The organism is Inhella crocodyli, from assembly GCF_004004565.1.
Lineage (GTDB): Bacteria > Pseudomonadota > Gammaproteobacteria > Burkholderiales > Burkholderiaceae_C > Inhella > Inhella crocodyli.
In genome coordinates, this window is record NZ_SACM01000002.1 from 357,860 (window position 1) to 378,049 (window position 20,190).

Consider the following 20,190-nt stretch of genomic DNA (forward strand, 5'->3'; position numbering starts at 1 on the left):
CGGGGTCAGCGTTGGCGCCAGCGGTGCCACAGGCGCCAGCCCAGCAGCAGGGCCAACAGGGCGGCGTAGAAGAAGGGGTCGGCCAGGTTGTTCTTGGCGCTGCGCATCCACCAGAAGTGCAGGCAGCCCAGGGCCGCGACGCCATAGACGAGGCGGTGCAGGGCCTGCCAGCGGCGGCCGCCGAGCGCGCGAACGGCGGCGTTGACGCTGGTCAGGGCCAAGGGCAGCATCAGCAGGAAGGCCAGCATGCCCACCAGGATGAAGGGGCGCTTGAGCACGTCGCGCACGATGTCTTGAAGCACCAGGCCCTGGTCGAACCAGGCGTAGGCCGTGAGGTGCAGGGCCACGTAGGCAAAGCTCCACAGGCCCAGCAGGCGGCGCAGGCGCAGCAGCGCGGGCTGGTGGAAAGTGACGCGCAGCGGCGTGATGGCCAGGGTGAGCAGCAGGCCGCGCAGGCCCCAGTCGCCCAGGCCGCGGATCAAGGCCTCGGCCGGGTTGGCGCCCAGGCCTTGCGTGAGCAAGGCGGCGACGAGCCCCAGCAAAGGCAAGGCACACAGGGCGTGGGCCAGCGGCTTGACCGCTGGGTGCAGCAGCAGCGGGCGCTTCAAAAGAATCGGCGCAGGTCCATGCCAGCGTACAGCGGGCCCACCTGCTCGGCGTAGCCGTTGAACATCAGGGTCGGGCGGCGCTTCGCGAACAAGCCCCCCAAGGGGCCGGCGTCGTCGCCGATGCGGCGCTCCGTGGCCTGGCTCCAGCGCGGGTGGTCGACCTGCGGGTTCACGTTGCTGAAGAAGCCGTACTCGCGCGGGGCGGCGGCCATCCAGCTGGTGATGGGGGGCTTTTCGGTGAGGCGGATCTTGACCAGGCTCTTGCCGCTCTTGAAGCCGTACTTCCAGGGCACCACGAGGCGCAGGGGCGCGCCGTTTTGGTTGGGCAGCAGCTCGCCGTACATGCCAAAGCCCAGCAGGCTGAGCGGGTGCTGCGCTTCGTCCAAGCGCAGGCCCTCGAGGTAGGGCCAGTCCAGCACGCCGCTGCGCACGCCAGGCATCTGGGTCTTGTCGGCCAAGGTGACGAACTCGACGAACTTGGCCTTGCCCGTGGGCTCGACCTGCTTGAGCAGGGTCGAGAGCGAGTAGCCCACCCAGGGAATGACCATGGACCAGCCCTCGACGCAGCGCAGGCGGTAGATGCGCTCTTCCATGGGGGCGAGCTTGAGCAACTCTTCGATGCCGAAGGTGCGGGGCTTGAGGCACTCGCCCTCGACGCTCACGGTCCAGGGCCGGGTGCGCAGGGTGTGGGCGTTCTCGGCCGGGTCGGACTTGTCGGTGCCGAACTCGTAGAAGTTGTTGTACGTGGTGGCGTCGCGCTGGGCGGTGGGCTTGTCCAGGGCCAGCGCGCCGGGCACCGTGGACTTGCTGCCCGGCAGCTTGTTGCCGGCTTGGCCCCAGGCGGGCAGGGCCAGCGCGCCGGCGCCGGCCAACCAGGTGCGACGCTGCAGGTAGACGCGCCGCGGTGTGATTTCGCTGCTGGGGATCGGGGGAACGAAGGGGCGTGGCATGACGGGAGCTCCTGGGTGCCGAGATGGGTCGTGCCGGGCCGCGCCGTCCTTACAGCTGCCCGTAACTGTGCAGGCCGCTGAGGAACATGTTGACCCCAAGGAAGGCAAAGGTCGTGACCAGCAAGCCGATCACCGCCCACCAGTTGGCGATGGCGCCGCGCAGGCCCTTCATGAGGCGCATGTGCAGCCAGGCCGCGTAGTTCAGCCAGACGATGAGGGCCCAGGTTTCCTTCGGGTCCCAGCTCCAGTAGCCGCCCCAGGCCTCGGCGGCCCAGAAGGCGCCCAGGATGGTGGCGACGGTGAAGAAGGCAAAGCCGAGCGCGATGGCGCGGTACATCAGCTCGTCCAGCACGGGCAGGGCGGGCAGGCGAACCGTGAAGCGGTCACGCAGCGCGACGCACACCGCCAAGAAGAGGCCGACGCCGCCGAACTTGCGTGCCCAGGCATGCAAGCCCGAGACGGTGCTTTCCTGAAGGCCACCGAACTGCGCAAAGCCCATCAGCACCGCCACCAATCCCAAGGGCAGCACCACCAGTCCCCACCAAAGCGGCTTCACGGACGAGGTCTTGAGCAAGGAGGCCAAGGCCACCATAGCGGCCAGGGCAAAGCAGCCGTAGCCGACAAAGTTGGCCGGCACGTGGATCTTCATCCACCAGCTTTGCAGGGCGGGCACCAGGGGCTGGATTTCGTGGGCTTGGCGCGCGAACGCGTACCAAAGCAGGAAGCCAACGCCCGCCGAAACGATCAGCATGACCCAGGCGCCCAGAGCGCGGGTGGCGTAGCGCTGCTCGTAGTAGAGGTAGAACAGGGCCGTCATCCAAGTGAACAGCACGAACACCTCGTAGAGGTTGCTGACCGGGATGTGGCCGATGTCGGGCGCGATTTGGTGGCTTTCGAACCAGCGCACCAGGGTGCCGATCAGGGCCATGCCCACGGCGGCCCAGGCCAAACGGCTGCCAATGGCCTCCATGCTGTCGCTCTTGGTCAGCATCCCGAGCCAGTAAAAGCCGGTCGACAGGAACACCAAAAAAGCCATCCACAAGATGGCGCTTTGGCTGGCCAGACCGTATTTCAACAGGAACAGCTGGTCGGCCACCGCCAGGTCGGCGCCAAAGGCGTCGCGGTGACCGCTGTACAGGCCGATGGCGAGCAGGGCCGCGGCGCCGACGACGACGCTGAGCGTGCGCAAGGGCGCCCAGAACCAACCAAGGGCGATCAGCGCCGGTGCCGAGCCCAGCAGCACGCCTTGCTCGTAGGCGTCCATGGAGCCGTGGTAGCGCCAAAACGCATAGCCGGTGCCCAGCAGCACCAAGGCGGCAAAGACCCAATCGAAGACCGAGCGGCGCGGGGCCGCGGCGGTGGGCAGGGGGATGGCGGTCGTGGTCATGGGGCTTGCATCACATGGGTTTGCAGTCGGGCGAACTCGGAGTCGAGTTCGCTGCCAGGGCGGGAGCTGGACAGGGCCAGCGTGAGCTGGGTGCCGGTGGCCGAGGGCGCCAGCCACAGCCACAGCCGGCGCTCGCGCACGTAGAGCATCGCGAACACGCCGATCATGAGGAAGACAGCGCCCAAGTACACCAGCTTTTGGCCAGGCGCGCGCGCCACCTGGAACACGCTGGCGTGGCGCTTCTCGAAGCCTTCCAAGGTGACCATCCAGGGCACGGGGTAGAAGGCACTGTCCGACAGGGACAGCACCGCCTGGGCCATGAAGCGCTGGCGGGCCTCGCTGGCGGGCGGGATGGCGACGCCGTCTTGGGCGCGGGCGAGTTGGTCAAGGTGCAGCAGGCCGCCGTTGAGCAGGCGCAACAGCACGTTGGCCATGGATTCGCGCTCGGCTGCGGGCACGCGCTGCTCGACGTGGGCGCCCAGCGCCGCCAGGCCGCCTTTGGCATCGCCCACGGGCTGCGCGCCGGCGAACACCGCCAGCACGAGCTCGGCCGTGGCCTGCAACTGCGGGCGCAGGTCGTCCCGGGGCGAGGCTTCGGCGGCCACGGCCGCGGCGGCGCGCTGGCGCAGGTCGGGGTCGTTCAGCGCGCGGCGCAGGCGCAACCAGCCGGCCAGGCTGTCGTTTTCGTCGGCCGGCAGGCGCAAGTAGCGGAACTCGGCCTGCGCCGTTTCGCGCACGCCGGCCAAGAAGACGCGGGTGCCGTCCAACTCGGCGGGCACCATGTAGTTCTGGAATTCGATGGCCTGGCCGGCGCCGTCGCGCAGGCGGTAGGTCAGGCTGGGGCCGATGTTGCGCAGGGTCTTGTCGCCGGGGGCCTTGGCGCCCGAGCCCAGGTGCTGCCCGAAGGACTTGGGCGGACTGCTGGCCGCCCCCGCCGCCGAGGCTTGCCCCAGGTCTTCCACGTTGATGACCCGCAGGTCGGCGGGCTCCAGGGTGTAGCCGGTGCCGGGGAGGGGGAGGTTCTGTCCGACGCGTCCGTCCAGCACCGTGGCCGTGCGACCCACCCAGGGCTCCAGCTTCACCTGAACGGGGGAGCCCCCGTCTTCGAAGCTGCTTTGGTAGATGGCCACGCCGTCGTGGATGAAGGGCTTGTTGACCTCGATGCGTGCCGGGTGCTCGCCTTGGGCATCGCGCAGCACCACCTCGCTGGCGAAGAGCTTGGGCATGCCAGTGTCGTAGTACTCGACGATGAAGCGCTTGAGCTCCAACTCGAAGGGCAACTGCTGCAGCAGCACGCCACCGGGCATGTTGAGCAAGGCCACGCCCACGCGCTCGCCCTCGGGCACGAACAGGTTGGCCCGGTAGCTGGGGTTGCGCTCGTCCAGGCGGTGGGGCTCGACGTTCTTCACCGTGTTGCCCGTGCCGGTGTACAGGGTCTTGCCCTGCACCGCGGCCAGGGCCCGCACGACCAGGTCGCCATCGAGCAGCCCGCCCAAGCAAATGAGCACGATGGCGCCGTGGGCTGCGATGTAGCCCAGCTTGTGCGCCCCGCCTTTGCGCGCCGCGATCAGGGTGCCGTCGGCGCGGGCGTCGAGCTTCGGCGACCACCCTTCGGCTTGCAGGCGCGCCAGCACGGCGGCTTGGGTGTCGGCCGGGGCGTGCGCCCAGTCGGCCTGGGCCTTGTGCGGGTAGGCCTGCAGGCTGGCAGGGCGCAGATGCAGCTTGGCGTCGCGCAGGTCGCGCAGGATCTTGGGCGTGTTGCGGGCCACGCACAGCGAGGTCGACACGACCAAGAAGGCCAAGATCAGCAAGAACCAGGGCGCGCTGTAGACGGTGAACAGGTCCAGCTGGCCAAACAGATCGGCCCAAAACGGACCGAACTGGTTGATGTAGTTGTTCAGGGGCTGGCGTTGTTGCACCACCGTGCCGATCACGGAGGCGATGCAAATCAGGGCGAGCAGCGAGATGGCAAAGCGCATCGACGCCAGAAGCTCCAGCACTTCTTGGCCAACGCGGGAGGAGCGAGAAGACGTCATCGGGCCGATTGTCCGGGCGTAAAAAAAGCCGGTGCGAGGCACCGGCTTTCAGGTGATCAGGGTTTGACTCAGCGCAAGCCCGCGATGTAGTCGGAGACGGCCTTGATTTCGGCGTCGTTCATGTTGGCGGCCACGCCCGTCATCTGGGCGTTGTTGGCGCGCGCACCGCTGCGGAAGGCCAGCATTTGGGCTTCGACGTAGTCGGCATGCTGACCGCCCAGGCGGGGGTACTGCGCCGGCAAGCCGCTGCCCGTGGGGCCGTGGCAGGCCGCGCAGGCGGGCACGCCCTTGGCCATGATGCCGCCGCGGTAGATCTTTTGGCCCAGCTCGACGGTGGCCTTGTTCTTGGCCGTGCCCGGCTTGGCGGTCTTGCTGGCGTAGAAAGCGGCGACGTTGCGCATGTCGTCGTCGCTCAGGGTGCCCGCGAAGCCGGCCATCACGGCGTTCTTGCGCTTGCCGCTCTTGAACTCTTGCAGTTGCTTGACCAGGTACTCGGGGTGCTGGCCGGCCAGGATCGGGTTGGCCGGGCTGCCGCGGGTGCCATCGGCCGTGTGGCAGGCCGCGCACACCTGGGTCGAGATGGCCTGGCCCTTGGCCAAATCGGGCTTGGCCGGGGCCTTGGGCGGCTCGTTGGCCTGGACGGCGCTGGCGGCGAACAGAGCAAGGGCGAGGAGGCGCAGCTTCATGGTGCGGGGGCGCTTTCTTGGCAAGGGAGCGTCTTGAACGGGGCCGGTTCAGGCCCCAAAGGCGGCGAATCTTACAATGCCGCCCTCTATGACCGAGCCCCTCACCCCCACCCCGACGGACAAAGAGGTGCTGGGCTGGGCCCACACCGCGCGCTTTTTCACCACGGCCGCGCAGTTGCACCAGCTGCCCGAGACCGGTTTGCCGGAGGTGGCCTTCGTCGGCCGCTCGAACGCCGGCAAAAGCACGGCGATCAACACCCTGGCGCAAACCAAGCGCTTGGCCTTCGCGTCCAAGACCCCCGGACGCACCCAGCACATCAACCTGTTCCACGTCGGCCCCAAGGACGCCCCCAACCAGTTGTGGGCCGACTTGCCGGGCTACGGCTACGCCGCGGTCAACCGCGACGCCAAGCAGCGCTGGCAAAAGGTGATGGCCGACTACCTGCAGCAGCGCGAGCCCCTGCGCGGCGTGGTGCAGATGGTGGACAGCCGCCACGGCCTGACCGACCTGGACCGCCAGCTGATCGACTTCATGGCCGAGCGCATCTACGCGGGCGAGATCAGCCTCTTGGTGCTGCTGACCAAGGCCGACAAGCTCAACCGCAAGGAGCAGGCGGCCATCTTGCGCGAGACGCAGGAGCTGCTGGCCAGCTACGTGCTGACCGAGCAGAGCGACATCGGCGTGTCGCTGTTTTCGGCCTTGAAGAACCAGGGCGTGGCCGACGCGGCGCGGCAGTTGCAGGAATGGGTGTCACCGCGGGACGAGGTCGAACACGGCCCCGAATCCGAATCCGAATCTGAAGCCGAATCCGACGACGCGGCCCCTACGGCCGACCGATGAACAGGTAAACCGCGGTGCTGCCGCCGCGCGCCGACCCCAGCGCGAGGTACAGCGGGCCCAGGCCGGTGTCGGCCCCCACAAAGAGGCTGCCCGCCCAGCGCAAATGGCTGGGCCGCAGGTCGCGCGCGTCTGGCCAGGTGTTGCCCGCTTCCAGCGAGGCCCCGACGAACCATCCCCGTGTGAACACGGGCGCATCGGTGAGTCGCCGGTACCAAACGGCACGGCCCAGCATCAGGGCGTTGCCGCCGAGTTGGTCGGGCTCCAGGCCCGACAACTGGTGGAAGCCGCCCAAGGTGTAGACCCCGCCCAGTTGCTCGCGCCCTTGGCGCGATGCGGCCAGGCGCAAGCTGGTGCTCAGGGTGTCGACGCCCCAGCTGTCGGCCCGCCCGGCTTCCATTTCCCAGCGCTCCACGCGCCGCTCGGTCCCGCGTTGCGAGCCCGTCAGGGCCGTGAAGGCCGTGCGCCAGCCGTTGCGGGGGAAGTTGGCATCGTCGAGGAGGTCCCAGCGGGCCGTCGCTCTCAAGCCCTGGATGCGCTGGGTGCGCATCAAATCGCTCGGGTCGAGTGCCACGCGGCTGAGGCGTTCGTGCCAGCGCCAGGTTTGGTGCCAGAAGCCCAGGCGCAGCTCGCCCCGCCGGCCGTAGGGCTGGCCGAGGTCCAGGCCGGCGGTGACGCTGCGGCGTTGCAGTTGCGCCGTTTCTTGCCCTTGCGCGTCGTACAGGCTGGTGGGGCGCCCCAGCCCTTCGAGCCAGCCGGCCACGAACCAGTCGCCGCGCGTGCCCACCTGCTCGGACAGGGGTTGGTACAGCTCGGTGAACAGGCGGGGGTTGCGCCCCAGGGTCAGCTGGTTGCGCCATTCGCCACCGAGCAGGTTCAGCCAATGGCGGTTGTGGCTGATGCGCAGGTTGAAATGGCTGTTGCCCGTGCCGTCGGTGGACAGGTCCAGGCCGATGCGGAAGTAGTTGGGTCCCCAAGGCTTGTCGTCGAGCTCGAAGACCAGGGTATCGCCCACGGGCGTGGGTTCGAGGCGGAAGTCCACGCGGGCGTAGTCGCCGCTGGCGGCCAGCAGCCGCGTGTCGCGCACGGCCTTGTCGCTGTCGAAGGGGTCGCCCACGCGCGAGTCCAACACCGGCACGTAGCGCTCGGGCTGCGTGCGCTCGCTGCCCTCGAAACGCACGGCCACCACGCGAGGCGGTGGCAGGTTCATGGTTTGGCGCTGCGCGCGCCAAGTGGCATAGGCCTCGGCCGACACCGAAAAGGCCCGCAAGCGCGGCACCAAGGCTTCGGCCGCCTGTTCGCCGGCCCGGATGATGTCGGCCGCCTTGGTGAAGTCGCCCGAGCCGTATGCGGCCAGATCGGGCGTGACCAGCAGGTCGTCGTCCCACAAGCTGGCCAGGCTGCGCTTGACGTTTTGCTCGGTCAAGATGTTGACCATCTGGGCCGTCAAGCCGACCAGGGAGTTCAGGCTCTTGCGCGGCGCCAGTGGGGTCCCGACGTTGACGGCGATCACCTGCCGCGCGCCCATGGCCCGCACCACGTCCACGGGCAGGTTGTTCACCAGGCCGCCATCGCCCAGCAGCCGGTCGTCCCACTCGATGGGGGCGAAAACGCCAGGCACGCTCATGCTGGCGCGCATGGCCTGGGCGAGGTCGCCCTCTTGCAGCACCAGGGGCTCGCCGGTTTCCATGTCCGTGGCCACCGCACGGAAGGGGATGGGCAGTCCCTCGAAGCGGGCGATGTGCCGCACGGGAAAGGTCAGCCGCCGCAGCAATACCTCCAGAACCCGCGTGGAAACGGTGCCCTGGGGGGCGCGAAGTTCTCCGTCGCGCAGGCCCAACTCCACGGCGCCCGAGAAGGCGTAGTCCTCTTCCTTGCGCCGCTGGCTCAGGTGAGGACGGTCGACGCGGTTGGCGAATACCTCGGCCCAGTCCAGGCTTTGCAGTTCACGCTGCAGCTCCTCGGGGCTCACCCCCGAGGCGTACAGCCCGCCCACGATGGCCCCCATGGACGTGCCCGCCACGGCGACGACAGGGATGCGTTCGCGCTCCAGCACGCGCAAGACCCCGATGTGCGCCAGGCCGCGGGCGCCGCCACCGGACAGCACCAAGCCCACCCCAGGTCGGGGCGGGGTTTGGGCCGTGGCGCCGAGGCTCAGCACCAGGCCGAGCAGGGCACCAGCGGCCCAACGGCGGAGGTTCATCCCAAATCGTGCATCAGGGCATGGATGGCGCGTTCGACCACGCCTTCCTGTTCGAGGTTGATGGCCAAGCCGCTGCGGTACAGCTGGCGCAAAGCGCCCCGCGTGATCGACTGGCGATCGGCTTCGTCTTGGCCCACGAACAGGTAGAACTCGCCATCTTCGCTGATCCAGGCCAGCTGCGAGGTGCGCCATTGGCCGTGCGCCATCAAGTGCAGCCAATGGCCGATTTGCAGACTGTCGATCCACAGCTGGTCGGCGCGCGCTTGCTCGCCGGCTTGCAGGCCCTGCGGTTGGGTCGGCAGCATGGAGCGGTCGACGTCGGCACTGGCCCAGACCGAGCCGAACTCGCTGTGCCGCTCGGCCAGCAGGCCTTGCAGGGTGGACTCGGCGTCCAAGCGCGAGCTGCGCGAGTCGGCCCGCGAATCGTGGCGGGAATCCTGCTGCGAATCGGGGCTGGCGCTCGGGTTGAGGCTGGGCACGCCCAGGCCCTTGCCGCTGAGCACGCGGCCGTGCAGGGTCATGAGTTCGGAGAACACCGCGCTGCGCTGCGACGGGTTGAGGTTCACGTTCTCCATGCCGGCTTCGAGGCGCCGGATCAGGTCGGGCAGTCGCTTGCGCAAGGCGTCGCGCGAGGCCTCGTCCGGCAAGGGCATGAGGCTGTCGATCAGCTCGTCGACGAGCTGGATCTGGGCCTGCACCTTGGGGGCGTCCTCGCCCTCAAGCACCATGCTGTGCACGATGGCATCGACCCAGGCCCCGGTCAGGAAGCGGCGCAGGCTGCTGCTGATGGGCACGTCGACCAGCTGGGCTTCGAGCTGGTCGTGCACGAGTTGCGTCCAGGTCGGGCGCTGGCGTTCGCGGGCCATCTTCGCCAGTTCGGCGGCCGAAGGCTGCGCCTGCACCGCGCGCACCTGGCGGGCGATGAAGGCGTCGATCAGGCGACGCAGGCCGTCGAACTGTTGGACGCTGGGGGCCGGGGCGTTGATCAGCGCCGCCGTCTGCTGGCCAAGAAAATTCAAGAAGTCGATCAGGCGCGGGTCGTCGACGCTGGCGAAGGTCGAGCCGTAGGCGGCCACGGCGTTGATCAGGCGCCAGGCCGGGTGGGTCTGGTCGCGCAGCAGCGTGGGGTCGACCAGGCTCAGGCGTTCCATGGCCAGTTGCAGCTTGGACAGCTCGGTTTTCACCGGTTGGCTCAAGCCCGGATCGGCCAGGACGCGTTGGTAGAGCTGGTGCAGCAGGCCCTGGCTGCGCATGCCGGGCAGCACCGTGACCTCCGCGCTGCGGGCGGGGCCCGACTCGACGCGCTCTTGCAGGGCGGCCAGGTTGTTGGGCTGTTGGCGTCCGGGGGCGCTGGTGCTGACCAGTTGGGCCACCTTGTGCTCGCGCAGGGTGGCGATCAGCGATTGGTACAGCGGCGCCAGGGCGCTGGCCAGGCAGGGGCTGGCCACTTGCATCAGCTGGTAGTGCTGCTCGGCCGTCAGATCGTGCCCGGCCAGGGCCTCGGCCATGGCCTGCGCGAAGAGGGCGGGGCGCAGCCAATTGGGCTCGCGGCCATGCTGCATGCCTTCCAGTGCGGAGAAGAAGTTGTTGAGCTGGAACAGCTCGGTGCTGAAGGCTTCCTGGCAGACCTTGGCGGCGTGGTTCACGCCCACGTCCTGCAGGGCTTGGTGCTCGTCCACCAAGCTGAGCTGGTCCAGGCTGACGATGCGGCGGCGGAAGGGGTCCTGCCCTTGGCGGGCTTGGGCCAGGCGAGGGCTCAGGCTGGTCTCGAACTCCATCTGGAAGCGCTTGCGCCGGCGCGTCCAGGCGTCGCGCAGGGCGACGTGGCGGGACTGTTGCACCGCCGCGCCGATGTGGTCGACCAGGAGCCGCGCCAGCCGCGGCACGTCGGCGGCGACGACTTCCAGCAGGGCCTGGAGGGTTGCATTGATGGCCATGGTCGAATCAGAACATGGGGCCGAGTGGCTGTCATGCACGCGCCCCCCACGCCTCGGGGCGAAAGGTCGCGGCCGTAGCGGCACTATTTCTCACTCACCAAAGAAAAAGGCCCCCGAAGGGGCCTTGCCAGGCGGAACACGCCAAGAAGGGCGCCACATCCGTGGCGCCGGCTTCTTACATGTCCATGCCGCCCATGCCGCCCATGCCGCCGGGGGCGGGCATCGGGGTTTCGTCCTTCGGGGCCTCGGCCACCATGCACTCGGTCGTCAGCATCAAGCTGGCGACGGAGGCGGCGTTTTGCAGCGCGGTGCGGGTGACCTTGGTGGGGTCCAAGATGCCCATCTCGATCATGTCGCCGTAGGTGTCGTTGGCGGCGTTGAAGCCGTAGTTGCCCTTGCCGTTCAGCACGGCATTGACGACCACGCTCGGCTCGCCACCGGCGTTGGCCACGATCTCGCGCAGCGGGGCTTCGATGGCCTTCAAGACCAGCTTGATGCCGGCGTCTTGGTCGGCGTTGTCGCCCTTGATCTCGCCAGCGGCTTGCTTGGCGCGCAGCAGGGCCACGCCACCACCGGCGACGATGCCTTCTTCCACGGCCGCACGGGTGGCGTGCAGCGCGTCTTCCACGCGGGCCTTCTTTTCCTTCATCTCGACTTCGGTGGCCGCACCGACCTTGATGACGGCGACACCGCCGGCCAGCTTGGCCACGCGCTCTTGCAGCTTCTCGCGGTCGTAGTCGCTGGTGGCTTCTTCGATCTGGATGCGGATCTGCTTGACGCGGGCTTCGATGTCGGCCGCGGCACCGGCGCCATCGATGATGGTGGTGTTTTCCTTGGCGACTTCGATGCGCTTGGCTTGGCCCAGGTCGGCCAGGGTGACCTTCTCCAGGGTCAGGCCGACTTCTTCGGCGATGACCTTGCCGCCCGTCAGGATGGCGATGTCTTCCAGCATGGCCTTGCGGCGGTCGCCGAAGCCCGGGGCCTTGACGGCCACGACCTTCAGGATGCCGCGGATGGTGTTGACCACCAGCGTGGCCAGGGCTTCACCGTCGACTTCTTCGGCAATGATCAGCAGCGGGCGGCCGGCCTTGGCCACTTGCTCCAGCACCGGCAGCAGGTCGCGGATGTTGCTGATCTTCTTGTCGTGCAGCAGCACGAAGGGGTTGTCCAGCAGGGCGACTTGCTTTTCCGGCTGGTTGATGAAGTAGGGCGACAGGTAGCCGCGGTCGAACTGCATGCCTTCGACGACGTCCAGCTCGTTGTCCAGGCTCTTGCCGTCTTCAACGGTGATCACGCCTTCCTTGCCGACCTTGTCCATCGCGTTGGCGATGATGGTGCCGATCGACTCGTCGCTGTTGGCCGAGATCGAACCGACTTGGGCGATTTCCTTGCTGGTGGTGGTGGCCTTCGAGGCCTTCTTCAGCTCGGCAACCAGGGCCGACACGGCCTTGTCGATGCCGCGCTTCAGGTCCATCGGATTCATGCCGGCGGCCACGTACTTCATGCCTTCGCGCACGATGGCTTGGGCCAGCACGGTGGCGGTGGTGGTGCCGTCACCGGCGTTGTCGCTGGTCTTGGAAGCGACTTCCTTGACCATCTGGGCGCCCATGTTCTGGAGCTTGTCTTTCAGCTCGATTTCCTTGGCGACCGACACGCCGTCCTTGGTCACCGTGGGGGCGCCGAACGAGCGCTCCAGCACCACGTTGCGGCCCTTGGGGCCCAGGGTCACCTTGACCGCGTTGGCCAAGATGTTCACGCCTTCGACCATGCGGGCACGGGCCTCGCCGCCAAAGATCACGTCTTTTGCTGCCATGTGTGTATCTCCGAATTCAGTTCAGTGGGGCTGATTACTTCTCAACCACGGCGAAGAGGTCGTCCTCTTTCATCACCAGCAGTTCGTCGCCATCGACCTTGACGGTCTGGCCGCTGTACTTGCCGAACAGCACGCGGTCGCCCACTTTGACGTTCAGGGCGATTTGCTCGCCCTTGTCGTTGCGCTTGCCCGGGCCCACGGCCAGGACTTCGCCCTGGTCGGGCTTCTCGGCGGCGTTGTCGGGGATGACGATGCCGGAGGCGGTCTTGGTTTCGTTCTCGAGGCGCTTGACGATCACGCGATCGTGCAGGGGACGCAGCTTCATGGGTTCTCCTTTGGGAAAAAACGGGGCACCGCGGGGCCAAAGGCCGGGCGCCGAGCTGTTAGCACTCACCCGCGGCGAGTGCTAGTGACCGAAGTATAGGGGCGGCTTTTCCGCCTTCAAGGGGTCAGCGCGCGAAGTTCTGCAACTGGATGATGGGTTGCAGCACGGCCATGACGATGGCCAGCACGACCAGGCCCATGGCCACGATCAGCAAGGGCTCCAGGATGGTCGCGGCGGCCATGGCCCGCCGCTGCACCTCGCTGGACAGTTGCTTGCCCGCCCGCTCCAGCATGGCGGGCAGCTGGCCGGTTTGCTCGCCCAAGCGGGCGAACATGGCCAGCAGGCCGGGGAAACGCTTCTTGGCGGCCAGTGCGGCTCCCAGGGGGGCGCCCTCGCGCACCTGCACCAGGGCGTCGAGCGCGTCGGCGCGCATGGCGTGGTTGGACAGGGTCTCGGCCGCCGCCTGCAGGGCCTTCAGGATGGGCACCCCGGCCGCCGCGAGCATGCCCAGGGTGGCGGCGAAGCGCGCGGCGTTGTAGCCCCGGGCCAGGCGCCCGATCAGGGGCAGGCGCAGCCAGCCGGCGTCGAAGCGCAGGCGAAAGCCCGGCTCGCGCAGGGCCAAGGCCAGCCCCCCGCCCGCCGCGACCAGGCCCAAAGCCATCAGCCAGCCCCATTGCCGCACGAAGCCGGACAGGCCCACGATGGCCACGGTGAGCGCGGGCAACTGCTGGCGGGTGCTGGTGAAGGCCTGGGCGACTTGCGGCACGACGTAGGTGACCAGGAAGCCCACGATGAGCACGGCCACGATGCAGATGAAGGCCGGGTAGGCCATGGCCCCCATGACCTTGTTGCGCAGGGCCTGGCGTTCTTCCAGGTCGTCGGCCAGGCGCTCGAGCACCAGGCCGAGCGCGCCGGAGGCCTCGCCGGCGGCCACCACGCCGCGGTAAACCTCGTCGAATTCGCGCGGGGCCGTGGCCATGGCACGGGCGAAGCTGGCGCCGGCGTTGACCTCGGCGCGCAGGCTGGCCAGGAGGTCGCGCTGGCGCGGGGTCTCGGCCTCGTCGGTCAGGGCCGTCAGCGCCCGCTCCAGGGGCAAGCCGCTGCCCACCAGGCCGGCGAGCTGGCGCGTCCACACGGCCAGGCTGGCGCTGTCAAAGGCACGGGGCTGCAGCGAGAACCCTGCTTTGGCCGACGGGGTGGCGACCGGGGCCACGCTCAGCGGGGCCAGCCCGCGATCGCGCAATTGGGCGCGCGCGGCGCGTGGGGTGTCGGCCTCGAGCAGGCCGCTTTGGCTGCGGCCGGCGGCGTCCAGGGCCTCGTACTTGTAAGCGGGCATGGCGGGGGGCCTTGGCGTCAGTCGCGCGTGGCGCGCAGCACTTCCTCTTGCGAGGTGATGCCGTCGCGCACCAAGCGCTCGCCGTCCTCGCGCATGCTGCGCAGGCCTTGCTCCCGCGCCGCCTCCCACAGCGCGCTTTCGGGGGCGCGTTCGTGGATCAGCTGGCGGATGCGGTCGTCGGCCACCAGCAGTTCGTACAGGCCGGTGCGGCCCTTGTAGCCGGTGTGGCTGCAGTCTGGGCAGCCCACCGGGTGCCAGCGCCCGTCGCCGTCTTGGCGCTTGCAGCTGCCACACAGCTTGCGCACCAGGCGCTGGGCCAGCACGCCCAGCACCGAGCTGGAGAGCAAGAAGGGCTCCACGCCCATGTCCGCCAGGCGCGTGACCGCGCTGGGGGCGTCGTTGGTGTGCAAGGTGGCCAGCACCAGGTGGCCGGTGAGCGAGGCTTGGATGGCGATCTGCGCGGTTTCGAAGTCGCGGATCTCGCCGATCATGATGGTGTCGGGGTCTTGGCGCAGGATGGCGCGCAGGGCCTTGGCGAAGGTCAGGTCGATCTTGCTGTTGACCTGCGTTTGACCGATGCCGGCCAACTCGTACTCGATCGGGTCTTCGACGGTGAGCACGTTGCTCGTGGCGGTGTCGATGGTCTGCAGTGCGGCGTACAGGGTCGTCGTCTTGCCCGAGCCGGTGGGGCCGGTGACCAACACGATGCCGTGCGGTTGCGCCACCAGGCGGGTGAAGTCGTGCAGCAGGCGGTCGGCCATGCCCAGCGAGCTGAGGTTGAACTTGGCGTCGCTTTTGTCCAGCAGGCGCAGCACGGCGCGCTCGCCGTGGGCGCTGGGCAGGGTGGAAACGCGCACGTCGATGGCGCGCCCGCCGATGCGCAGGCTGATGCGGCCGTCCTGCGGCAGGCGCTTTTCGGCAATGTCCAGCTCGGCCATGATCTTCAGCCGGCTGATGAGCGCGGCGTGCAGCGCCCGGTTGGGCTGCACCACCTCGCGCAGCGAGCCGTCCACCCGGAAGCGCACGGCGCTGCTGCGCTCGTAGGGCTCGATGTGGATGTCGCTCGCGCCGTCTTTGGCGGCCTGCGTCAGCAGCGCGTTGAGCATGCGGATGATGGGGGCGTCGTTGGCGGCCTCCAGCAAGTCCTCCACGGCCGGCAGGTCTTGCAGCAAGCGCGACAGGTCGACGGCCGACTCCACCTCGCCGACCACCAGTGCGGCACTGCCCTCGCCACCGGCGTAAGCGGCCTGGATGCGGGCTTGCAGGCCCGCGGCATCTTGGGCCTCGACGCGGTCCACCGGGTGGCGGCGCTGCACCTCGGCCAGGGCCGACCAGGCGCAGTCGGGGGCGGCCCACAGCACCGACTCGTCGGCGCCGACCTCCAGCAACAGGTGCTGGGCCTTGGCGAAGGCGTAGGGGAGCGGGTAGCGCATGCCGTGGCCCGGGTCAGTCGGCCTTGCCAGCGGGGCGCTGGGGGATGAGGGGCGCGCCCGTGTTGGGCAGCACGATCGACGAGGCCGGCTGCACCTCGCCCTGCACGGCGCGGATCTGTTGGTAGCGGTCCAGGGTCAGGGCGTTGGCGTCGTCGGACCCGCGCATGACGATGGGGCGCAAGAAGATCATCAGGTTGCTCTTGGTGCGTTTGCGGTTCTCGCCCTTGAACAGGTTGCCCAGCAGCGGGATCTTGGACAGGCCGGGCACGCCGCTGTTGCCGTCGCTGTACTCGTCCTGCATCAGGCCGCCCAGCACCAGCAGGTCGTTGTTGTCGACGCTGACGGTGGTCTGCACCGAGGTCTTGTTGGTGATCGGCCCCTGGGCCGACTGCGAGCCGATGCTGGACAGCTCTTGCGTGACCACCATGCGCACCGTGCCGCCCTCGCCGATCTGCGACTTGACCTTGAGGATCAGGCCGACGTCCTTGCGCTCCACCGTTTGGAACGGGTTCACCGTGTTGCCCGTGCCGCTGCTTTGCGCGTAGCTGCCGGTCAGGAAAGGCACGTTCTGGCCGACGAGGATCTGCGCCTCTTCGTTGTCCAGCGCCACCAAGGTCGGCATCGACAGGATGTTGCCGCCGCCCTCCTGCTCCAGGAAGTTGGCCAGCGCGCCCAGGGTGTAGTACTGGCCGAATTTCTTCAGCACGCCCAGGTTCAAGCCCGCGGGGGCGCCGCCTTGGGCGACGGCGGTGGTGATGCCGTCCAGGCCGTTGGCGATGGCGCCCGTGGCGTTGACGATGTTGCTGGTGCCCGTGCCGAAGTTGGTGCCGGCGCCGGTGATGGTGCTGTCGCCCTTGTTGCCGAACAGGTTCTGCCACTGCACGCCGAACTGCGCGCTCTTGCTCGTGTCCAGCTTCACGATCATGGCCTCGACGAACACCTGGGCACGGCGGCCGTCGAGTTGGTCGATGACGACGCGCATCTGGCGGTAGAGGGGCTCGGGCGCGGTGATGATCAGCGAGTTGGTCGCCGGGTCGGCTTGCACAAAGCCGCCGGTGGATGGGTTGGCCGACGCCGCCACCGGCGTGCTGGCCGACAGACCGGCCACGTTGCCCGCCCCGTTTTGCGGGTTCGTGGACACGGCGGGCAGGTTGTTGGCGGTGCTGGACAGGGGGTTGCTGCCGCTGCTCCCCGTGCTGGCGCCGCCACCGTTCGAGCTGAACGCCGCACGCAGGACCTGGGCCAGCTTGGTGGCATCGGCATTCTTCAGGTGCACCACGCGGATCGGACTGCTCGCGTCGGCGCTGGGCTGGTCCAGCTTCAAGACCAGGGCCTTGAGGGCCAGCAGGCGCGCCGGGTTCGCCGCGCGCAAGATCAGGGCGTTGCCGCGCGGGTCGGCCAGCACGCTGCTGCCGCCGCCCACGCCGGCCGCCGCGCCGGGGGCCGCGGCGGCGCCGTCGCCCAGCTTCTGCACCAGGGCGGCCAGGTCGCTGGCCACGGTGTGCTGCAGCGGCACCACTTCAATGTCGGTCGCGGCCGGGGTGTCCAGCGCCGCGATGATCTTGGCGATGCGGGCCAGGTTGTCGGCGTAGTCGGTGATGACCAGCGAGTTGTTGCCCGGGTTGGCGTTGATGGTGTTGTTGACGTTGACCAGCGGACGCAGCACGGCCACCAGGTTGTTGGCGTTCTCGTGCTTGAGCGAAAACACCTGCGTCAGGATCAGGTCGCCCTTGACGCGCTGGCCGTCGAGCAAGACGCCCGTGGCCTGCACCTTGGCCTCGGATTCGGGCACCACCTTCAGCAGGCCGGCGGCGTCGATCACCGCGAAGCCCAGGCCGCGCAGGGCCGACAGGTACTGCGCGTAGGCCTCGGCCGGGCGCAGGGGTTGGTCGCTGTAGAGCGTGATCTGGCCCTTGACCCGCGGGTCCACCACGATGGTTTTGCCCTGCATGGCGGCCATGGCCCGGGTGACGGCGTCGATCTCGGCGTTGACGAAGTTCAGCGTCACCTGCGTGTCGGCCCGAACGCCCGCCGGACGGTTGCCTTGGGCCAGGGCCGGCATGCCCACGGCGCTGGCGCTCATCAGCACGGCCAGCGCGGCGGCGCGCAAAGGAGTGGGGGCAAAGTGGATCGTCATGGGGTCGTCTTTCGGGGGTCAGCCGATGGTGATCAGCGATCGTGCGCCTTGGCGGCGTCCCACGATGTTGAGAAGGTTGTCGAGCGCGGCTTCGAAGCCGGGGGCGGCGCTGGCCTCGCCGCGCAGTTGCAAGCGCGGAACCAGCTGGCCTTCGGCCTGCAGTTGCAAGGCCGAGCCGGCCAGGCTGCGCAGTTGCAATTGGCCAGGGGCGCGCAGGTCCAGTTGGTACTGGCCCAAGGGGTTCACGGTGGCCAGCCGGGTGCTGAGTTGGCGCAGCTCCAGCTGCAAGCCCCCTTGCAGGGTCCAAGCCGCGTCCCGGCGCTCGGCGCGCAGGCCCTCGGGGCTGCGCAGCCACATCTCGCCACCCGGCTGCAGGGTGTTGAAGGGCGTGCCCAGGCCCGTGAGCCAGGCGGCAGGCAGGCGCACCAAGGGGGCGGGCGCCGCGTCGAGCGCCAAGGCCCAGCGGCCCCAGCCGGGCTGCACCCGCAGCGAGAGCGGCTCGGTGCTGCAGCAATCCAGGCGCAGGCGCAGCACGGCGCCGCCCTGCTGCCACGCCCAGGTCCAGTGCAAGCGACCGGGCAAGCGGCTGGCGTCGCGGCTGCCGGTGCCGGCCGTCAGCACCAGCTGGGCCGACCCGTTCCACACGCTGCCCTCGCTGTCGGCCAAGAGCAGGCGCTGTTCGGTGCCTTGGGCCACGGCATCGGCCAGCCAACGCGCTGGGGCTTGCCAGACCGCCGCCAGGGTGGCGCCCAGGCCGACCGCCAACCCTGGGGCGACGCGGGCCCAGCGGCTCACGGCTGGGCGCTCCAGGCCAGCACCACGGTGCCGCTGTAGTGGTTGCCGCTGGCGCCGCGCTGCAACTGCGCCTGCACCGGGCGGGCCCGCGCGGCGCGGCGCGCCTCGCCCAGCCAATGGATCAAGGCCTCGGCGGGCACCTCTTGGAACTGCACGGTGGCGCGCTCACCTTGGACGGTCAGCTGTGCTTGGGCGCCGAGGGTGGCGGTGGCCGCCTGCAACGCCGCCTGGGCTTGGGCCGCGGGCACGGGGGCGACTTGGCGCAGGGCCTGGGCCTCCAGCGCCGCGCGCTGGACGGCCTGCAACTCGGTGTCGAGTTGTTGCAGGCGCGCCGGCCCTTTCTGCAGTTGGTTCCAGGCCGGGCGCACGCCCAGCACGACCAACAGCGTCAGGCCCACGGCCACCGCGGCCAGCGCCACCATCGCGCGCTCGCGCGGTGACATCCGCGCCCACTGTGCTTGCCAGGTCGCACTCATCGCAGGCCTCCCGCGGCTTGGAGGACCAAGCGGCTGCCGTCTTGCTGCAGTTGGATGCCGTCGGCGGCCAAGGCCTGGCCGAAGGCTGGGGTCAGGTCGTCGCGCCAGTCGGGCGCGGCCAAGGTCAGCCGGCCGGCTTCGAAATCCAGGGCCTGCACGGGCCCCAGGCCCTGGGGCCAATGGCGGGCGGCGGCGGCCAGCAGGGGTTCGAGGTCGTCGGCCCCGGCCACGCCGGCGGCGGCCCGAAGCGCGCCCAGGGTGGGCCCCAGTCGTGCCACCTCACCGCCAGGCACGCCGGGGAAGGCCTGGGTCATCACGGCCTGCGCGGCCTGCCGGCGGGCCTGCTCTTGCCGGTGCTGCTGCCACGCCAAGGCGTTCAGGCCGACCAGTTGCACGGCCACCAGGGCGAGCACGCCCCAACGCAGCGGGCGCCAGGCGGGTTGCATCAGGCGGTGGCCCCAGTGCTGGAGCACTTGCACGCCACGCAAACGCGGGGCCAAGTCGCCTTGGCGCAGGTCCCATGGGGCGTCCAAGGCCTGGGTCAGCCACTCGGGGCGCGGACGAACGCTCACCGGGTGGCCCAGCCATTGCTCGACCGCGGCCACGGCCGCGGGTTCGGCCGTCCACTGCGCCGCGGCCACTTGGGCGCCCAGCCGGGCGCGGGCGAAACCGCCGGCCAAGGGCAGCACGCTCACCCCGCTGGCGTCGCGCCACAGCACCTGGGTCTGGCCGTCGCGCACCACCCCGTGGCCCTGAGGCGGCGCGTCGGTGGCGGTGGGCCAGGCCGAGGGGGCGATGGCGTCCACCCGGCGCTGCGCGCCCTCCAAGGCGTTCACCGCGGCTTGCAGCGGGGCCAGGGCGGCACAGGCCACCCAGGTCTCGCTGCCCGCGGACGCGCCGGTGGGCAGGGCCAGCAACAAGGTGTCGGGGTCGTCCAGCAGCTGTTCTTCCAGCAGGCCCGGCAGGGCCGTGCGCCAGCGCTTGGGCGCCACCGCCGGCAGCGTGGTGCGCAACCAGGTCACCGCGTGGGGCGATGCCACCAGCACCAATCGATCGGCGGGCGGCAGCTGGGCCGGCGCATCGTCCCCGTGGCGGAGCACGTGACCGGTGTCGTCGACCAGGAACCAAGGCCAGGCCTCGGCAGGCGGACCGTCGGGCAGGGGCAGGATCAGCGTGGGCATGAAGGGCGCGATTCAGAGCGCCTGGACCGGCGCCGCATCAGGGGGCGGG

16 protein-coding genes are annotated in these 20,190 nt (G+C 69.4%); 1 reads left to right on the forward strand and 15 read right to left on the reverse strand.

What is annotated here, in order from left to right; translation table 11 throughout:
- Nucleotides 1-5: 5 nt before the first annotated feature.
- From msrQ to EOD73_RS09750, 5 genes are all read right to left on the reverse strand, one after another.
- Nucleotides 6-608: a protein-methionine-sulfoxide reductase heme-binding subunit MsrQ gene (gene msrQ / locus EOD73_RS09730; protein WP_240660659.1), complete on the reverse strand. Its 603-nt coding sequence runs from the start codon at nucleotides 606-608 to the stop codon at nucleotides 6-8.
- Nucleotides 605-1,558 carry a protein-methionine-sulfoxide reductase catalytic subunit MsrP gene (gene msrP, locus EOD73_RS09735; protein WP_127682798.1) on the reverse strand — a complete coding sequence of 318 codons (954 nt, stop codon included), beginning with the start codon at nucleotides 1,556-1,558 and terminating at the stop codon, nucleotides 605-607. The genes msrQ and msrP overlap by 4 nt, the downstream gene beginning before the upstream one ends.
- Before the next feature lie 49 nt (nucleotides 1,559-1,607).
- The gene (gene ccsB / locus EOD73_RS09740; protein WP_127682799.1) at nucleotides 1,608-2,945 is read right to left on the reverse strand and encodes a c-type cytochrome biogenesis protein CcsB; all 1,338 of its coding nucleotides are present in this window, start codon (nucleotides 2,943-2,945) and stop codon (nucleotides 1,608-1,610) included.
- Complete coding sequence (locus EOD73_RS09745; RefSeq protein WP_240660660.1) at nucleotides 2,942-4,981, reverse strand: cytochrome c biogenesis protein ResB; 2,040 nt, start codon at nucleotides 4,979-4,981, stop codon at nucleotides 2,942-2,944. The genes ccsB and EOD73_RS09745 overlap by 4 nt, the downstream gene beginning before the upstream one ends.
- 68 nt (nucleotides 4,982-5,049) lie before the next feature.
- A complete protein-coding gene (locus tag EOD73_RS09750) occupies nucleotides 5,050-5,667 on the reverse strand; it encodes a c-type cytochrome (protein WP_127682800.1) in 618 nt (205 codons plus the stop codon).
- Nucleotides 5,668-5,755: 88 nt separating this feature from the next.
- Between EOD73_RS09750 and yihA the strand changes: the two genes are divergently transcribed.
- Nucleotides 5,756-6,508, forward strand: a complete 753-nt coding sequence (gene yihA / locus EOD73_RS09755) for a ribosome biogenesis GTP-binding protein YihA/YsxC (protein ID WP_240660661.1) — start codon at nucleotides 5,756-5,758, stop codon at nucleotides 6,506-6,508.
- Here the strand turns inward: yihA and EOD73_RS09760 are convergent.
- The 10 genes from EOD73_RS09760 to gspL all read right to left on the reverse strand — a co-directional run bounded on the left by EOD73_RS09760 (nucleotide 6,492) and on the right by gspL (nucleotide 20,141).
- Nucleotides 6,492-8,708 (reverse strand): patatin-like phospholipase family protein, encoded by a 2,217-nt coding sequence (locus EOD73_RS09760; protein ID WP_127682802.1) that lies wholly within the window; start codon nucleotides 8,706-8,708, stop codon nucleotides 6,492-6,494. The two genes, yihA and EOD73_RS09760, sit on opposite strands and share 17 nt — an antisense overlap.
- Nucleotides 8,705-10,645, reverse strand: coding sequence for a DUF1631 family protein (locus tag EOD73_RS09765; RefSeq protein ID WP_127682803.1), 1,941 nt, complete (start codon nucleotides 10,643-10,645; stop codon nucleotides 8,705-8,707). The genes EOD73_RS09760 and EOD73_RS09765 overlap by 4 nt, the downstream gene beginning before the upstream one ends.
- Nucleotides 10,646-10,820: 175 nt before the next feature.
- The gene (groL, locus tag EOD73_RS09770; protein ID WP_127682804.1) at nucleotides 10,821-12,458 is read right to left on the reverse strand and encodes a chaperonin GroEL; all 1,638 of its coding nucleotides are present in this window, start codon (nucleotides 12,456-12,458) and stop codon (nucleotides 10,821-10,823) included.
- Nucleotides 12,459-12,492: 34 nt separating this feature from the next.
- Entirely contained in the window at nucleotides 12,493-12,783 is a 291-nt protein-coding gene (gene groES, locus EOD73_RS09775; RefSeq protein WP_127682805.1) for a co-chaperone GroES, read from the reverse strand.
- Nucleotides 12,784-12,907: 124 nt separating this feature from the next.
- Nucleotides 12,908-14,119 (reverse strand): type II secretion system inner membrane protein GspF, encoded by a 1,212-nt coding sequence (gene gspF / locus EOD73_RS09780; protein WP_127682806.1) that lies wholly within the window; start codon nucleotides 14,117-14,119, stop codon nucleotides 12,908-12,910.
- 17 nt (nucleotides 14,120-14,136) lie between these two features.
- Entirely contained in the window at nucleotides 14,137-15,552 is a 1,416-nt protein-coding gene (gene gspE / locus EOD73_RS09785) for a type II secretion system ATPase GspE (protein ID WP_127682807.1), read from the reverse strand.
- A 13-nt stretch (nucleotides 15,553-15,565) separates the two neighbouring features.
- A complete protein-coding gene (gspD, locus tag EOD73_RS09790; RefSeq protein WP_127682808.1) occupies nucleotides 15,566-17,689 on the reverse strand; it encodes a type II secretion system secretin GspD in 2,124 nt (707 codons plus the stop codon).
- Nucleotides 17,690-17,707: 18 nt separating this feature from the next.
- Entirely contained in the window at nucleotides 17,708-18,484 is a 777-nt protein-coding gene (gene gspN, locus EOD73_RS09795) for a type II secretion system protein N (RefSeq protein ID WP_240660662.1), read from the reverse strand.
- Complete coding sequence (locus tag EOD73_RS09800) at nucleotides 18,481-18,960, reverse strand: type II secretion system protein M (RefSeq protein WP_127682809.1); 480 nt, start codon at nucleotides 18,958-18,960, stop codon at nucleotides 18,481-18,483. The genes gspN and EOD73_RS09800 overlap by 4 nt, the downstream gene beginning before the upstream one ends.
- The gene (gene gspL, locus EOD73_RS09805) at nucleotides 18,957-20,141 is read right to left on the reverse strand and encodes a type II secretion system protein GspL (protein ID WP_127682810.1); all 1,185 of its coding nucleotides are present in this window, start codon (nucleotides 20,139-20,141) and stop codon (nucleotides 18,957-18,959) included. Before gspL ends, EOD73_RS09800 begins: the two co-directional genes overlap by 4 nt.
- Nucleotides 20,142-20,190 lie beyond the last annotated feature (49 nt).

What these genes read in the sequence shown, in the direction of transcription:
- msrP (WP_127682798.1), bottom strand. Translation starts at nt 1,558, where the DNA reads ATGCCACGCCCCTTCGTTCCCCCGATCCCCAGCAGCGAAATCACACCG.
- ccsB (WP_127682799.1), bottom strand. Translation starts at nt 2,945, where the DNA reads ATGACCACGACCGCCATCCCCCTGCCCACCGCCGCGGCCCCGCGCCGC.
- EOD73_RS09745 (WP_240660660.1), bottom strand. Translation starts at nt 4,981, where the DNA reads ATGACGTCTTCTCGCTCCTCCCGCGTTGGCCAAGAAGTGCTGGAGCTT.
- EOD73_RS09750 (WP_127682800.1), bottom strand. Translation starts at nt 5,667, where the DNA reads ATGAAGCTGCGCCTCCTCGCCCTTGCTCTGTTCGCCGCCAGCGCCGTC.
- yihA (WP_240660661.1), top strand. Translation starts at nt 5,756, where the DNA reads ATGACCGAGCCCCTCACCCCCACCCCGACGGACAAAGAGGTGCTGGGC.
- EOD73_RS09760 (WP_127682802.1), bottom strand. Translation starts at nt 8,708, where the DNA reads ATGAACCTCCGCCGTTGGGCCGCTGGTGCCCTGCTCGGCCTGGTGCTG.
- EOD73_RS09765 (WP_127682803.1), bottom strand. Translation starts at nt 10,645, where the DNA reads ATGGCCATCAATGCAACCCTCCAGGCCCTGCTGGAAGTCGTCGCCGCC.
- groL (WP_127682804.1), bottom strand. Translation starts at nt 12,458, where the DNA reads ATGGCAGCAAAAGACGTGATCTTTGGCGGCGAGGCCCGTGCCCGCATG.
- groES (WP_127682805.1), bottom strand. Translation starts at nt 12,783, where the DNA reads ATGAAGCTGCGTCCCCTGCACGATCGCGTGATCGTCAAGCGCCTCGAG.
- gspF (WP_127682806.1), bottom strand. Translation starts at nt 14,119, where the DNA reads ATGCCCGCTTACAAGTACGAGGCCCTGGACGCCGCCGGCCGCAGCCAA.
- gspE (WP_127682807.1), bottom strand. Translation starts at nt 15,552, where the DNA reads ATGCGCTACCCGCTCCCCTACGCCTTCGCCAAGGCCCAGCACCTGTTG.
- gspD (WP_127682808.1), bottom strand. Translation starts at nt 17,689, where the DNA reads ATGACGATCCACTTTGCCCCCACTCCTTTGCGCGCCGCCGCGCTGGCC.
- EOD73_RS09800 (WP_127682809.1), bottom strand. Translation starts at nt 18,960, where the DNA reads ATGAGTGCGACCTGGCAAGCACAGTGGGCGCGGATGTCACCGCGCGAG.
- gspL (WP_127682810.1), bottom strand. Translation starts at nt 20,141, where the DNA reads ATGCCCACGCTGATCCTGCCCCTGCCCGACGGTCCGCCTGCCGAGGCC.